Annotated in this window: 10 protein-coding genes and 2 pseudogenes; 7 read left to right on the forward strand and 5 right to left on the reverse strand. The window is 40.1% G+C overall.

The genetic code is table 11. The features are described from left to right. The first annotated feature begins 464 nt into the window (after positions 1-464). On the forward strand, positions 465-1,337 hold the full coding sequence (locus tag V7K32_RS15225; RefSeq protein WP_334994562.1) for an S-methyl-5'-thioadenosine phosphorylase: 873 nt from the start codon (positions 465-467) through the stop codon (positions 1,335-1,337). Positions 1,338-1,400: 63 nt separating this feature from the next. Continuing rightward, positions 1,401-2,150: an acireductone synthase gene (gene mtnC / locus V7K32_RS15230; protein WP_334994564.1), complete on the forward strand. Its 750-nt coding sequence runs from the start codon at positions 1,401-1,403 to the stop codon at positions 2,148-2,150. A 302-nt stretch (positions 2,151-2,452) separates the two neighbouring features. On the opposite strand, the gene V7K32_RS15235 is transcribed toward mtnC, so the two are convergent. The 3 genes and pseudogenes from V7K32_RS15235 to V7K32_RS15245 form a co-directional block, all read right to left on the reverse strand. Next, positions 2,453-2,743: a helix-turn-helix domain-containing protein gene (locus V7K32_RS15235; protein WP_334994566.1), complete on the reverse strand. Its 291-nt coding sequence runs from the start codon at positions 2,741-2,743 to the stop codon at positions 2,453-2,455. 99 nt (positions 2,744-2,842) lie between these two features. Beyond that, positions 2,843-3,115, reverse strand: a pseudogene (locus V7K32_RS15240) (IS1634 family transposase); the annotation flags it as partial. Positions 3,116-3,118: 3 nt separating this feature from the next. Beyond that, positions 3,119-3,499 (reverse strand): hypothetical protein, encoded by a 381-nt coding sequence (locus V7K32_RS15245; protein WP_334994570.1) that lies wholly within the window; start codon positions 3,497-3,499, stop codon positions 3,119-3,121. Positions 3,500-3,511: 12 nt separating this feature from the next. Between V7K32_RS15245 and V7K32_RS15250 the strand changes: the two genes are divergently transcribed. Both V7K32_RS15250 and V7K32_RS15255 read left to right on the forward strand, forming a co-directional pair. Then, positions 3,512-5,140, forward strand: a complete 1,629-nt coding sequence (locus V7K32_RS15250; RefSeq protein ID WP_334994572.1) for a hypothetical protein — start codon at positions 3,512-3,514, stop codon at positions 5,138-5,140. Positions 5,141-5,172: 32 nt separating this feature from the next. Continuing rightward, on the forward strand, positions 5,173-5,928 hold the full coding sequence (locus tag V7K32_RS15255; RefSeq protein ID WP_334994574.1) for a TIGR04283 family arsenosugar biosynthesis glycosyltransferase: 756 nt from the start codon (positions 5,173-5,175) through the stop codon (positions 5,926-5,928). On the opposite strand, the gene V7K32_RS15260 is transcribed toward V7K32_RS15255, so the two are convergent. After that, positions 5,913-6,614: a DUF547 domain-containing protein gene (locus V7K32_RS15260; RefSeq protein WP_334994576.1), complete on the reverse strand. Its 702-nt coding sequence runs from the start codon at positions 6,612-6,614 to the stop codon at positions 5,913-5,915. The genes V7K32_RS15255 and V7K32_RS15260 overlap by 16 nt on opposite strands. A gap of 675 nt (positions 6,615-7,289) precedes the next feature. Between V7K32_RS15260 and V7K32_RS15265 the strand changes: the two are divergent. Together V7K32_RS15265 and V7K32_RS15270 are read left to right on the forward strand one after the other, a co-directional pair. Further along, a pseudogene (locus tag V7K32_RS15265) lies at positions 7,290-7,430 on the forward strand (SDR family NAD(P)-dependent oxidoreductase); the annotation flags it as partial. A 127-nt stretch (positions 7,431-7,557) separates the two neighbouring features. Continuing rightward, entirely contained in the window at positions 7,558-8,256 is a 699-nt protein-coding gene (locus V7K32_RS15270; RefSeq protein ID WP_334994578.1) for an HAD family hydrolase, read from the forward strand. Positions 8,257-8,511: 255 nt separating this feature from the next. Here the strand turns inward: V7K32_RS15270 and glgX are convergent, their stop codons facing one another. Continuing rightward, a complete protein-coding gene (gene glgX / locus V7K32_RS15275; RefSeq protein WP_334994580.1) occupies positions 8,512-10,638 on the reverse strand; it encodes a glycogen debranching protein GlgX in 2,127 nt (708 codons plus the stop codon). A 565-nt stretch (positions 10,639-11,203) separates the two neighbouring features. Between glgX and V7K32_RS15280 the strand changes: the two genes are divergently transcribed. After that, the gene (locus tag V7K32_RS15280) at positions 11,204-15,370 is read left to right on the forward strand and encodes a non-ribosomal peptide synthetase (RefSeq protein WP_334994582.1); all 4,167 of its coding nucleotides are present in this window, start codon (positions 11,204-11,206) and stop codon (positions 15,368-15,370) included. Positions 15,371-15,787 lie beyond the last annotated feature (417 nt).

Consider the following 15,787-nt stretch of genomic DNA (forward strand, 5'->3'; position numbering starts at 1 on the left):
GGAAAATAAAAATGGTAAAACGTTTAATTGAGTGTCTACCATTTTCCAATATTAGTTATGGTTTTTGATTATATCCAAAAGTATCCACTACGAACAAAACAAATTTTAGGAATTAGTTACGAACAATTAGAATCACTACTGAATTGTGCCAGAAATCGTCACAACGAATATTAACTCCCTTTTCTCTGAGGTTTGGCAAAAACAATAAGTCCTAAAAATTCCTTTAAGGTTTCCCGCAAGGTTTTTTTACGTATTGCCCGTAATATAAAGGTTTTGACAGTCCAAGCTACCTTGTAAGCTCCACGCTTATTTATGGGGGATTTTGCCAGTTTTTGCCAAAATTTTTGTAGGCTCTTATTTTGGCAAAGGTATTGCCTAACTAAATCTGGTTTCTTAGAAGAGGGGTAATTATTTACAACGAATCATAGCTAGTTGAATTGTTCTTTGAATACAAGGTAAGGATAATGGCTCAGGCAAAAATTGGGATTATTGGTGGCAGTGGTTTATACAAAATGGATACGCTCAAAGATGTGGAAGAAGTGAAAGTTGATACACCGTTTGGTTCACCTTCTGACGCTTTGATACTGGGAACCCTAGAAGAAACGCGGGTTGCCTTCCTTGCCCGTCATGGTCGCAATCACAATCTCTTGCCTTCTGAATTACCATTCCGTGCCAATATCTATGCAATGAAACATCTGGGTGTTGAGTATTTGATTTCTGCTTCAGCTGTTGGATCGCTTAAGGAAGAGGTTAGACCATTAGACATGGTAATACCAGATCAGTTTATTGACCGGACGAAGAATCGGACTTCCACCTTTTTCGGAGAAGGAATTGTTGCTCACATTACTTTTGGCGATCCAGTATGTAATAAGTTAGCTAAGGTCTTAGTGGATGCAATAGCTAGCCTGGACTTACCAGATGTCACCCTACATCGCGGTGGTACTTATGTTTGCATGGAAGGTCCAGCATTCTCGACTAAAGCGGAGTCGCATCTCCACCGTAGTTGGGGAGCAACTGTGATTGGGATGACCAACTTGCCAGAGGCGAAGTTAGCTAGAGAAGCAGAAATTGCTTATACAACATTAGCTATGGTAACTGATTATGACTGTTGGCATCCAGACCATGCCAGTGTGACAGTTGAGATGGTGATTGCCAATTTGAAACGCAATGCAGTGCATGCACAGAAAGTGATTCAGGAAACAGTACGGCGTCTAAAAGAAAATCCACCCCCCTCAGATGCTCACTCGGCTTTAAAGTATGCAATTCTTACTCCAATAGATAAGGTTCCTGTAGCTACAAAGGAGAAATTAGAGTTATTCTTGAAGAAGTATTTTTGATAAATCCTTCACTATCAATAGAGCATTTTAGTAGCGATTTAATTGCAGTAAAGTTTCCAATCTATGACAGTTACTTATCAAGGTACGCCGCTTAAAGTTATTCTGACTGACATTGAGGGCACCACAACCGATATTGCTTTTGTTCATCAGATTCTTTTTCCATACTCGGCAAAATATTTACCAGACTGGGTGCGTAATCACTTAGAATGGCCGATTGTTCAGCATACCCTGCAACAAGTAAGAGAAATTAGTGGCAAATCACATCTTGACGTGGAAGGTTGTTTGACCGAGTTGATGATCTGGCATACTGAAGACCGCAAAATTACTCCATTAAAAACCCTACAGGGGTTGATCTGGAAAGAAGGGTATGACAGTGGCAAACTGAGGGCTCACGTGTATCCTGATGCTGTTGAATGTCTTAACCGTTGGTACGCTGCAAGCTTAACACTAGCTGTCTATTCTTCCGGCTCCATCGCTGCCCAGAAATTGTTGTTGGGAAACACTTTAATGGGGGATTTAAACCCCTTATTCTCTATGTACTTTGATACAAATACAGGAAGCAAAATACAAAGTCAATCTTACCTTACCATTGCACAGAAATTGTTTGTTCTACCGCAAGAAGTTTTGTTCCTGTCTGACTTATCGGAAGAGTTATCTGCTGCCAGTAGTGCTGATTTAAATGTTTGTGGGTTAAATCGGCAAAATACAGGATCTGATAATAACTTTATGTATGTGGAAAACTTCTTGCAAATCCCTCTTCAAGGTATTGAGTTAGGTCGAGGGGGAGTATTATCTCCCGCCCCTCCCGTTTAGAACCGGACGTGCGGTAGGGTAGGTAGCTAGCGAGTTACCAGTATTGGCACTTTTCCAACCACCTCCCAGGGCGGCCGCATCATATCAATAAGTAAAGTCTATTCTCAATAGACTAAAAAATAATGTCATTAAATCTTGCTTATTGCTAAAAATTTAGGCGTTGGCATAGCCCGCCGCAGGCATCGCTTTGGGGCTTATACCAATTCTCTATGAAGATGCATAGAATAAAGCTTCATGAAAGAGAGCTTCGAGCATAAAATCATAACTTGTCAAAGAGGAGATTACGAGAGAAGACATTTGAGCTAACTCATGTTCAACCCGTTGGCGCAGTTCTTGTAAATTAGAGAAGCTTTCCCCTTTGAACTGGCGTTTAATAAACGTCCCCCTTGTCGATACTTTTGCAACCAGCGTGTTACCGTTGAGCCATCTCTGCCCAACATGCGGCTTAGTTCCTGATGCTGTGTTGCTTGTCCTGTTTTTATCCACCACAGAAGAAGCAACCGTTCTTTCTCAAAAGCAGTCCGAGCCTTCTTGAGACTTTTAGACAAATATTCAGCGCTCTCACTGATTTCTAAGTTAAAAGGGCGTCCCATTGCTTGCCAAGCAGTGTTTAATTTTTACTATCACACTATTCTATAGTTCTATGCACCCTCATATAGAATTGGTATTAAAAAATAATTAAACGTGAAATCCTGATTTTTTCGTTGGTTCTTAACCTTCGTTGTAATCAAGAGTAATTTCATCATTGTCTCCACTCGTTCGGGATTTTTCACAAAAAGACTATCTGCAAAAAATAAAGGATCTTTGATAAATCTAAATCCTCGTTCTGAGGATTGCTGTTGTTTATATATTCTCAGAATGTCTGGGTACTCTAACTCTGTCATCTCCAAAATATTATTGGCTAAAATAAATCTCCCAGCTTGGTTTTCATTTGACACAATTAATTCCTGATTTTCTCTTAATTCACTTTAAACTCTATAAATTACTTTCTCCTCTTTGATTTTCCTCGCAATAATTTTTACTTCAGAGAAAAACAGAATAATTGTAGTTAGCGCGGGTGTGTGGGCGGAAAATAGCTTGTTCATGGTCGGATTTTCCAGATTTAGTATTAGTTGGCGTTGATTTATTTCTGAATAGTTATCTTTTTCTATCCACTCAAAAGCTAGAGAAAGATCCTTGATTATTGCTGCCCAGAGTTTAGGCGGCTTGATATTAAGTGCTGATTGAGTGACAGCGTGGGTATTAATTGCGATCGCACATTCCATCATGGCGGTGTAGCAGTCAAAAGCCAGATGGTTGCATTCTCCTTTGATGCGGTTTTTAATACGAGTATTTGAAGTATTCCACAAAAATATAAGGACTTGTTAGAGGTTAAGGTGCGATCGCTCTACCAAATTGGTCAAGGTGAATGGGATAGCGAGGCTTATTTAGGGCAGGGATTGACCACTTACGTTAACCTGTATGACTTTGCTAAAGATTCAGAGGTGAGAGCGATCGCAAAATCTGCCCTTGATTGGTTTACTGTAACTGGTGCTTTGAAATATTGGCCTGGTGGATTTGGGGGGCCATCCAAACGTGATTATAGTGAGGGTAACTGTGTATGGTGTTCTGGTGCAGCCCAGGCGTTAGGTTTGTACTTTGGGGATTCACCAGTGCAGGATACTAACCAAAATCCTGATTTAGTTCACCTCATCACTAGTAGTTACAGACCACCAGCCGTAGCTGTAGCACTAGCAAGGAAACAGTTTACTAAACCACTGGAACTGTTGAACTCAAAACCACAGTATGAAAATTCGTTGCCTGGGAGAAACAGTCAGCCACAGTTTTATGAGACTTTGTATTTTGGCCACAGCTTCCAGCTTGGTACTTTGGCACAAGGTAGCGGCGGGGATTGGAACGGGTTTAAGCTCATGTCTTACAACTCACACCGGGGCATTGACTACTTCATCGCAGCGACGGGAACAGACCCCACCAAAATATCAACTTCTTCGGTTGGTAACAATGCTGTTGCACAGTATCAAAACCTTGCAATTTGGTTGAATGATAAACCTGCACCGTTCCAGTTTTTCTTACCCAAGTCTGCACAAATCGAGTTACAAGCAGGAAAAATGTTTGTCAAGGTTGAAAAGACTTGGTTAGCGATCGCTCCAATTAACCTGCAACTTGGTGCTATTAACAGCAATCTGAACCATTACCCTGATGAGCACATTTTAGCTGCTATTGGGACAGGTCAAGGAGTTAGCGGCTTTACTTTAGAAGTTGGAGAAAGAGAAAGCTACAGCAGTTGGGAGGACTTTAAACGGCCAGTTTTGATTAATTTCAAACTCAAAATTAATAACAGCGATGCCTACGGCGGTAAACTACGCCAAGCTGAGTATTTTTCCTCTAAGAAAAAGGTGAAGTTACAGCACCAGGGACGAGAATTGCCCAAAGTTTGGAGAGATGGGCGTTACCATGATTGGCGAACTCATTATGATGTTTATCGTAGTGAGCCAGCCCAGTCTTGTTGTCTCAACAAAGAGGGACTGGCGAACCCGGAGGGCGACACTAGCAACATGAATAAAGCGCGAAATGCGCTTTGCGGGAGTATCCCCGTGGACACTTTCGCTCCTATTTATCAAGCTTGGAAGGGTGGGAAGCTGGAAGTAATAGCTAATGGGAATATTTTAAAGGGAGCAATGCGATTTTGTCAGGTTGGGGAAAAACGGTGCGATGCCTTACTTGGGCTAAGTCAGCAATATCTATCATTTACTAATAGGATATTGCAATATACAACCCTTGCAGCTTATCCAGTTTTTTTGCTGTATCAGACAGTTTTGGTAGCGATATCTTTTTATGTTGTGCAATGGAATTTAGATATAGCAGCAAAGTTTTTAATTATTAGTACAGCAACGGTTTTAATCACAAATATTTTCTATGAAATTTTAATAAAACGTCTCAACATTGTCCGATTTCTCTTTGGGCTAAAGCATATCAACATCAACAAGTAAAATAAAGATAACAATAAAACTACTAAATCGGTATGTCTCAAGTTTCGATTATCATTCCTACTTTAAATGAAGCAACTAACTTAGGGCGGACATTGCGCCAACTGACTTTACTTAATCCTCCTGCAATTGAAGTGATAGTGGTAGATGGTGGCAGCGAAGATCAGACGCTGACAGTTGCAAAGCAAATTTTTGAGTCATTTAATCAAACTTTGAACGTACAAGTTCTTTCATCCCAACAGCCAGGGCGTTCTCTTCAGATGAACTATGGAGCATCAGCAGCAACTGGAGATATTCTTTGCTTTCTTCATGCAGATACTTGGGTTCCAGATGATCTAATCAGCGTCATTAACAAGACTCTCGCAGAACCTACCGTTGCCTGTGGGGGGTTTATTTCTCTGATGTCAGGATCTCAAACAACTCGTTGGGGCATCTCTCTACATAATTATCTAAAAACTTACTACGCACCACTATTATTTAAACCTCACCTATTTTTTCGAGGATTGCGTCTGTTGTTTGGAGATCAAGTAATGTTCTGTCGTCGGATTGATTTTTGGGATTGTGGCGGATTTGATCAGGCATTGCCGATTATGGAGGATGGAGATTTATGCTTGAAATTAGTTAAAAAAGGACGTATTTATCTGGTGAACCGTATTGTTCAATCCTCAGATCGTCGCATAGCCAAATGGGGTAGCTTCAAAGCAACTGCAATTTACCTTTACATTGGGTTTTTGTGGGGGATTGGCGTTGATGCAAATTATCTCAAACAGTTTTATCAAGATATTCGCTGATTTAAACTCCAGTCATAATGAAGATAGGATATCGGCGTTGAAGCATTAAGTGGATAGTCTGTTTTCAAGTATGAGCGAATGTATTCGGGAATGGAGGGTACAACTTTTAAAAAATCTTGACGATACCACTTGAAGATTTTATTACAGTAAAGTGTTTTACTCTCCATGTCATAACGGACTTTTTCAGGGTTATTTATGAAACGACGTGCATCTTCGTCTAATTGCTGAATAACTTGCTCAGGAAAGTAAGCTCCCGAACGTAGTAAAGGACAACCAACTGAAGCACAAACGATCGCAAAATGAATTCGTGGCTCCTGCAATTTGTCCCGCAGAATAGAGTTCTCAATTTCAGCTAAACTGTAACTTTCCCCAAAGATAGAATAAGTGCGACGTTGGAAAAACCACAAAAAAGCTAACCAGTTGGGAATCCCTAAAATTCGCGGACGAATCGATTCTATGGGGTATCTCTCTAAAATTGTCGAAATGGTGAACGCATTGTATAGGTTGATCCACAATGCTAATTGCTCGATATTGCCGCTATTAGATTTAAAAGCCAGATTTTTTTTGCTCGACAACCAATCTGCAACTGCTTGGGGTTGCTCCTTTTTCCAAGCAACATAGTCTACACGACCCTGTTGATCAACATACTGACGCAATAATCTGTCCCAAGGTTCAAAATCAATCATTATCGCTGTGTTGATATATTAGCCGTTGTTTTTACCTATAACAATCAAAATTGATAAATAGGGGGCTAAAAGTAGGTATTTTTAAACTTACCAGTGATTTTCTGTTTTACGAATGATTTAGGATTCTTATACATTATAAAGTCAATAGCAAATTAAGCCTAGATAATTTTTTTGACTCTGCTTTTATCAAAGCTACTTCTATTACCAAATATTTGCCTCTAGCTATGGAGTATTTGAAGGCATATATAAATAATTGTCCAAGTTAAGTTTATATGTAATTAGTGATACAAATGAAAAATACTTAGAACGCAGCAATAATTGGCATTAGACCTTTTGCATAAATCAAACAATTTGAATCCCCACCCCGATGCTTTGGCGGGGTGGGGTATTTGGGACTTCCTTTTTAAGGAGGATTTCAAGTTTTGGATACCTCAAGTACCATTTTTAAACCCATATTCCGCACTTCGCTTTGTAGCACGCTAATATTGCAGTTATGGGGCAAATGGTAGTTGAATAGCGATCGCTAAAAGCCTAGTAGATAGCAGTGTTAATACTTAATTAAAACAATAGTTTTTTGTAGCATTTATTGAAGTATTAAGAAGGTATGACATTTTGAAGTGCGGAATGTCGGTTTAAAACAACCTCTAAGACGCACAAGAAAAAGCAACTGACATTATGACAAATACAGCAATTATTACAGGAGCATCGCAAGGAATTGGCAAAGCTACAGGATTATTATTTGCCCGTCACAACTATGATGTTGTGTTGGCAGCTCGTCAACTTGACCGTTTAGAAGCTACTGCTGCACAGATACAGATACGCGAACTTGAACCAGAAGCGATCGCTTTGTTTGACTCTGCCATTGGAAGTAACAACCAAGGTAGAGGTTATGGCAACAACTTTTTAGTAGTGTAGAGGCGTAAAGTGACCTGGAAATTTATCAATGGCATATCAGGGCGTAATTTTGGATGTAGATGGGACGCTTGTTATCAGTAATGATGCCCATGCTCAAGCTTGGGTAGAAGCATTTGCATCATTTGACTATGAGGTAGAGTTTGAGCAAGTTCGACCACTGATTGGCATGGGAGGCGACCAGATTATTCCTAAATTTGCGCCAGGACTTTCTGATGAAGAAGGAAAAGGTAAGGAAATCGCCGACAAACGCAAAGAACTGATCATCAAAAAGTTTGGGGCAAATCTGACTCCCGCCGGTGGGGCGCGGCAACTAATATTAAAGATGCTATCTGTTGGGTTGCGTCTAATCATCGCTACTTCAGCATCGAGTCAAGAACTGTCAGTGCTGCTCAAAGCTGCACAAGTTGATGATTTACTCAGTCAAGATGAGGCGGCAACATCTAGCGATGCCGAAGCTTCTAAACCTGCCCCAGATATTGTGGAAGCTGCTTTGAGTCAGTTGAAGATGCAGCCATCCGAGGTAGTGATGCTGGGCGATACTCCCTATGATATTGAGTCTGCAAATAAAGCTGGTGTTGGCGTGATTGCGTTTCGTTGCGGTGGTTTTGATGATGGTCAATTAAAAAATGCGATCGCAATTTACAACGAGCCTGCTGACTTGTTAACACATTATGACACCTCACCTCTAGCACCCAAAGCATTAAAAAGTGGTCAAGCAAAAAACTGATTTATACTTGACCCCATGTTCGTAGGGGCATGGCACTGCCATGCCCTTACCACTAACTGATAATTTAGTTCGAGTAATTCCCCCAAAGTCTTATTGTTGCGTCTACTAAGCACTGGGGATCAGCTACGTTGGGCAGTTAGGCGATCGCACTTGGTTAAAATCGCTAAAACCATTCTCTAGTAAGCATTTCGCCTTTTCAGATAAGTCTATTGCACCCAACTGAAAACGGCTATAACACTTGATATTTTTGTGCTACTAAGCAAGACGACGTAACACCATGATAGAACGGTCTGTAACTGGCACAGTTTGCTCACCCATAATTAATTTTCCTGGGCTAATAAAGCGAGGTTCGTTGGTGTCAATAACTATTTCCCATTCCCTGTTATTAAGAACATTGGGTAAGGCAAACTCAATCGTTTCGTAGTGAGCATTAAAAAATACCAGAAAGCTCTCATCAATAATCCGTTCACCACGGCGGCCAGGAGTAACAATGCCCTCGCCATTCAAGAAAATTTCCATAGCTTTGGCATAACTAACTAGCCACTGCTTTTCAGTCATTTCGCTGCCATCCTCATTAAACCAACCAATATCACTGATCCCAAAACCGTGAATAGGACGGCCTTGAAACCACTTCCGCCGTCGAAATACTGGATGCTGATGACGAAAACAAATGAGTTCGCGGCTAAAATCTAGGAGTTCGGAATTAGACTTTTGTAAACTCCAATCACGCCAGGAAATTTCATTATCTTGGCAGTAGACATTGTTGTTACCCTTCTGAGTGCAACCAATTTCATCTCCTGCTAGTAGCATGGGTACGCCTTGCGACAGCATTAGAGTTGCTAAAAAGTTGCGTCGCTGACGTTCGCGTAAGCGGATTACGTTTGGGTCATCGGTTTCTCCTTCTACACCGCAATTCCAAGAGCGGTTATGGCTTTCCCCATCCCGGCTATCTTCGCCGTTAGCCTGATTATGCTTTTCGTTGTAGCTGACCAAATCATTGAGCGTGAACCCATCATGAGCAGTGATGAAATTAATACTGGCACTAGGATTACGCCCGTTTGCTTGGTAAAGGTCAGGGCTGCCAGTAAAACAATAAGCAAATTGTCCGAGGCTATCATCTTCACCACGCCAAAAATCCCGGACAGTATCACGATATCTGCCATTCCATTCAGACCAACGTAAAGGAAAATTGCCAACTTGATAACCGCCTTCTCCCAAATCCCAAGGTTCAGCAATCAGTTTCACATCTGCCAAAACTGGATCTTGATGAATAATATCAAAAAAAGCTGCGAGATTATCTACTTCATATAGTTCTCGCGCTAATGCCGAAGCTAAGTCAAAGCGAAAGCCATCAACATGCATTTCTGTTACCCAATAGCGCAGGCTATCCATGATTAACTTCAGTACTTGGGCATGACGCACATTCAGAGAGTTGCCGCAGCCTGTGAAGTCCATGTTGTGACGGGGATCATCTTTAATCAAGCGATAGTAGACAGCATTATCGATGCCTCGCAGTGACAATGTTGGCCCTAAATGATTGCCTTCGCCAGTGTGGTTATAAACTACATCTAAAATTACTTCAATGCCAGCAGAGTGTAAGTCTTTGACCATCTGCTTAAACTCGGTGACTTGTTCTCCGAGTGAGCCACTAGCACTGTAACCAGAGTAGGGTGTCAAATAATTAATGGAATCGTAACCCCAATAGTTTTTCAGTCCTTTATCTACCAGAAATCCTGGAGAGGATAAAAAGTGATGCACAGGCATCAATTCTACAGATGTGATTCCTAGTTGTTGAAGATATTGAATTGCGGCTGGATGTGCCAGCCCTGCATAAGTACCACGTAATTCTTCTGGAATTTCTGGGTGTAGCTTAGTAAAGCCTCTAACATGAGTTTCATAAATAATAGTTTCGTGCCACGGTATAGAAAGTAGTTTGTCGTCTCCCCAATCAAAAGACTGATCGACAACAATACACTTCGGCATAAATTCGCCATTATCTAAATCAGAAAAAGCTAGGTCTTGTTCTGGTGCATCTAAAGAGTAGCCAAAATTAGCTGGACTATCGCTAATTTCCCCATCAATTGCCTTAGCATAGGGATCAATTAGTAGTTTATTAGGGTTAAAGCGATGACCAAGTTCTGGCGCCCAAGGCCCATGTACTCTAAATCCATAGCGTTGCCCTGGACCTACTCCTGGTAGATAAGCGTGCCAAACAAAATTATTTTTTTCTGTTAAATGCAAGCGAATTTCATGATTATCAGCATCAAATAAACAAAGTTCTACGCCTGTTGCATTTTCGGAAAATAAAGCAAAGTTGGTACCTTTGCCATCCCAACTAGCACCCAAGGGATATACATTCCCAGGCCATATAGCTACATACATAAGTTAAGTACCAAAAGCTAATTTTAGTGTTAATAACAAATTTGGAAGATGTGTTTAATAGTAATTTTTAGAAGTTCATTTCAAGGTATCGGCTAATAAATTTGAATTAACTAAATATTACTACTTTCTCATTAAAAATTTTTAAAACTGGATAAAAATAACTTATTTCACTTTTCGGCAATAATAAAGATTTTATATTAACTCAAAATCTTGGTATCGTCCTTATTCTTGCTAGACTCATAAATTTACTAACAAGTTTATTTGCAAAATTTTTACCTTTCTTAGGTTACAAAAAATCACAAATATCTATATCTACCAAAGTGAATAAATTTATTTATACCAAGCTGTATATTTACTTAAAACATCTTTTGTGAAAATATAGATGCCAATTTTTTATTGAGTTATTGTTGTAGCATTTATATGTAGTAGCAAGGATGATTTACAGTGATAAGATGTCAAACATGGGTTGCTTTTAGCGAATGCGCGATCGTTGTGGAATAAATAACTTTACAACATCAGCCCTCTGTCTTCATCCTCTTTCTCTTTTTTTAACAAAGATATTGTTATGAGCCAGTATATTTTCAGTAGCCTCACAGATGATGAACTGAATTTTTCTGAAGAAACAGAGGTTTTTGTCTTCCCCACTTCTTTCGCCCAGCAGCGATTGTGGTTTCTCGACCAATTAGCACGGGGCAATCCATTTTACAATGTGTCAACAGCACTTTGCCTGAGAGGTTCCCTCAACTTTACCGCCTTAAAGCAGACATTTAACGAAATTGTGCGTCGTCACGAAACCTTACGCACTACGTTTGTGATAGTAGAGCAGCAACCAGTGCAGGTAATTGCACCTAGCTTAACCATACCTCTTCCCCTAATAGATATACGCGATTTCGACCAAGAACGTGAGACACAAGTACGCCAAATTGCAACCGCAGAGGCTCAACATCCTTTCAATCTCACCACTGGGCCATTGCTGCGAGTGAAGCTGCTACAAGTAGATGAAGCAGAATATGTGCTGCTGCTAAGTCTACATCACATTGTTGCTGATGGCTGGTCAATTGGGGTACTGATTAGAGAACTGGGGGTATTATACAAAGCTTTTGTAGAAGATAAAGCATGTCTGATGTCTACGCTTCTGCCAGAACTACCCATTCAGTATGCAGATTTCGCCCAATGGCAACGGGACTGGCTGCAAACAGTGGGGGAAAATGGTTGTTCGCCTTTAGAAATGCAGTTAGCTTATTGGCAAAAGCAATTAGACGGGATTTCGATGCTGAATCTTCCTACCGACCGAGTAAGGCCAGCAGTTCCAACCTATAGGGGTGCAAAACAATTTCTAGAACTACCACACTCCTTAACTCAAGCGCTAGAGGCACTTAGCTACCAAGAAGATGTAACCTTATTCATGATTTTGCTTGCAGCGTTTCAGACTTTGCTCTATCGCTACACGCAGCAAGAGGATATTGTAGTAGGTTCAGCGATCGCTAATCGCAACCGTAGCGAACTAGAAGGGTTAATTGGTTTTTTTGTCAATAGTTTGGTGCTACGTACCGATTTATCAGGGAACCCGACGTTTCAAGAATTATTAAATCGAGTGCGAGAGGTAACTTTAGGAGCATACAGCCATCAGGATTTGCCCTTTGAAAAGCTGGTGGAGGAACTTCACCCAGAGCGAGATTTGAGCCGCCATCCCTTATTTCAGGTCGTATTTAGCTTACAAAATACTCCCATTGAAGCGCTAGAGTTACCTGGGTTAAAGCTTTCGTTATTCGACTTCGACAGCAAAATTGCAAAGCTTGATTTAGAGTTCCATCTGTGGCGAGACTTGGAAACTCTGAAAGGACAAGTGGAGTATAGTACTGATTTATTTGATCAAAGCACCATTACGCGAATGCTGGGGCATTTCCAAATACTGTTAGAAAGTATTGTCGCCAATCCAAAACAGCGTATTTCAGATTTAGCTTTGCTTACTGAAAGAGAACGACAGCAGTTATTAATTGATTGGAATGACACTAAGAAAAGTTACCCAAATAGTAAGTGTTTTCATCAGTTATTTGAAACACAGGTGGAAAAAAGTCCTGATGCGACTGCGATAGATGCACGCTCCGCGAGCGCACTAGTATTTGGTAATCAACAACTTAGCTACAAAGAGTTAAATATACGCAGTAACCAACTGGCAGATTATCTTAAAAAAATAGGTGTAAAAACTGAATATTTAGTTGGTATTTGTATGGAGCGATCGCCAGAAATGATAATCGCCATATTAGGCATCTTCAAAGCTGGTGGCGCATACCTACCTTTAGATCCCAGCTATCCTCAAGAGCGTCTTAAATTTATGTTAGAAGATGCACAGGTTTCTGTATTGCTAACACAAGAAAATTTACTTCAGCATTTTACAGAATTCTCAAATCCAATTATTAGTATAGATAAAGATTGGGCAGCTATTACACAGCATAGCCGAGAAAACCCAAACAGTTGCGTAACACTTGAAAACTTAGCTTATGTCATCTACACCTCTGGCTCAACAGGGCAGCCAAAAGGCGTTTTAATAGAACACCGAGGGCTGTCTAATTTGGTAGCAGATCAGATTGAGGTTTTTAACTTACAACCGAGTAACCGCATTCTGCAATTCGCATCATTGAGTTTCGATGCCTCAATTTTTGAGATTGTAATGGCATTGGGAATAGGAGCAACCCTTTATTTAACAAATAAAGAATGCCTTATCTCTGGAAAAGCTTTGCTCCAATTTTTACGCGAAAAATCTATTACCCACGTTACCCTTACACCTGCGCTTTTGGCCGTTTTACCTACAGAATCACTCCCTGCATTACAAACAATTATTTGTGCAGGCGAATCATGTTCTGAGGATATAGTAAAACGTTGGTGGAGTCCTAGCCGTAGGTTCTTTAACGCTTACGGCCCTACTGAAGCAACCGTTTGGTGTACTGTTGCCGAAATTAAATCTGTGAGTGAAAAACCGCCTATAGGTCGCCCAATTGCTAACACTGAAATTTATATATTAGATAAGCATTTACAACCTGTACCAATTGGAATTTTAGGTGAATTATACATCGCTGGTGATGGACTTGCACGAGGCTACTTAAACTGTCTTGAATTAACTGGCAAAAAGTTTATTCCCAATCTTTTTAATGGTAATAAAGGAGCAAGGCTTTACAAGACGGGTGATTTAGCCAGATACCAATTATCCGGTAATATCGAATTTTTAGAACGTATCGATAATCAAGTAAAAATTCGCGGCTTCCGCATTGAGTTGTCAGAAATTGAAACAGTTCTAAGCCAGCATAATAATGTAGAAAAAGCAATTGTAATTGCTCAAGGTAATCTATATGATAACAAGCATTTAGTAGCTTACATTGTTTCTAAGTCACCGCCAGAGCAAACAATTATTGAACTACGCCAATTTTTAAAAGAAAAATTACCAGAATACATGATACCAAAAGCTTTTGTAATTCTGGATTCTCTGCCGTTAACAGCTAATGGCAAAGTCGATCGTTATGCACTAAAAGCAGTTGATCCTCACAGCCACTTAATAGATAAAACCTTTATTGCTCCTCGTACTCCAACTGAGTCAACCTTGGTAAAAATCTGGGCTGAAGTACTTAAGGTTGAGAATGTAGGAATTCATGACAACTTTTTCGATTTGGGAGGTAATTCGCTGCTGGCTATACGTTTATTAGACCAGATAAACAAACAGTTTGAGCGTGATTTACCCTTATCTAACCTGTTTTTAAATCAAACAATTGAAAATTTAGCCATTTCTCTATCTTCTAAAACAGATTCTCTGGCGTGGTCTCCTTTGGTTACAATTCAAGCAAATGGCTCAAATCCACCTTTCTTCTGCGTTCATCCAATCTTTGGTGTTGTCTTCCCTTATTATGAATTAGCTCATCAATTGGGGGAAAATCAACCATTTTATGGACTACAACCTATTGGAATTGATGGAGAAACCCCACTAACCCGCATTGAGGATATAGCTAGCCAATACATTGAAGCATTGCGCTCAGTACAACCGAAAGGCCCTTATTTTATCGGAGGTTGGTCTTTCGGAGGATGGGTTGCTTTTGAGATGGCTCAACAACTTGAAAATTCTGGGGAAGAAGTAGCTCTACTTGCTGTGCTTGATACTGTAGCGCCAATTAAGAGCAATCTACCTTCTTTGAGTAATGCTTTAAAGTTTATTTTTACTACAGTAGTGCCATATATGTGGCCTTTTTTCCTCGATTATTTGTATCTAATTACTGCTCCTAGTAAAAAGCAAATTAAGAGTTTAACTTCTCGATTTTATAATTTTCAGCAGTTGATGCGATACTCCCAAAAGGAGTCGCTAAGGCGATCGCTCCAAAAAAATCTGTTCTCGCACTTCACCCAAAAGGAGGATGCCACAGTCAACCTTATATCTGAAGAATCCAAGTTAAGACTTTTAAGTGAGTCGGCAATTGTCCCTATGCTTCGTGTCTTTTATGCCAATAGCCAAGCAGTTCTCAACTACATTCCGCAAGTCTACCCTAAGCGAATTAATCTTTTCAGAACAAGAGTTCAGTTAAACGTTACTGAGCCAGAGCCGAGTATGGGTTGGGATCAGTTAGCTGTGGAAGGAACGGAAATTCATCATATTCCTGGCAATCACCTAACCATGCTGAGAAAACCCCATATTCAGGTTCTCGCCGCACAGTTAAGAGCCTGTATTGAGAAAGCACAAACTTTAAAATAAGGATGGATTAATATAGCAATTCATAAAGCTGAACTCATACACCTACCGCGATCGCTTTTCCCATTCCGGGAAAAATCGTGCCTGCACTACTCTCGCCTCTATTCAAGCGAGGAAACTATTTGAACCTGATTTATTCCTATTTTTTTAAATTTTTCACCTATAAATCCTGATTTTTTATTTTTTGATGAATTGTATACTCAATTTTATATAAAATATTTACCTGACTTTTTCCTCTTGTATTCTAGTTTAATTTTGATAAATATAGTTAATGTAAAGAGTGTTTCCTCTTAACGTTGGTTGTGAGCAAGAGTAATTTAAATGCGTTTGCTCTACAGCACCACCTGCTTATATTCCTACCAAGAGGTAGCTTATCGGTAGTGACTTATATAAGTGTATAGTAGTGATAATGGTTTACTA

This window comes from Nostoc sp. (genome assembly GCF_036917635.1).
In the GTDB taxonomy this organism is placed as follows: Bacteria; Cyanobacteriota; Cyanobacteriia; order Cyanobacteriales; family Nostocaceae; genus Nostoc.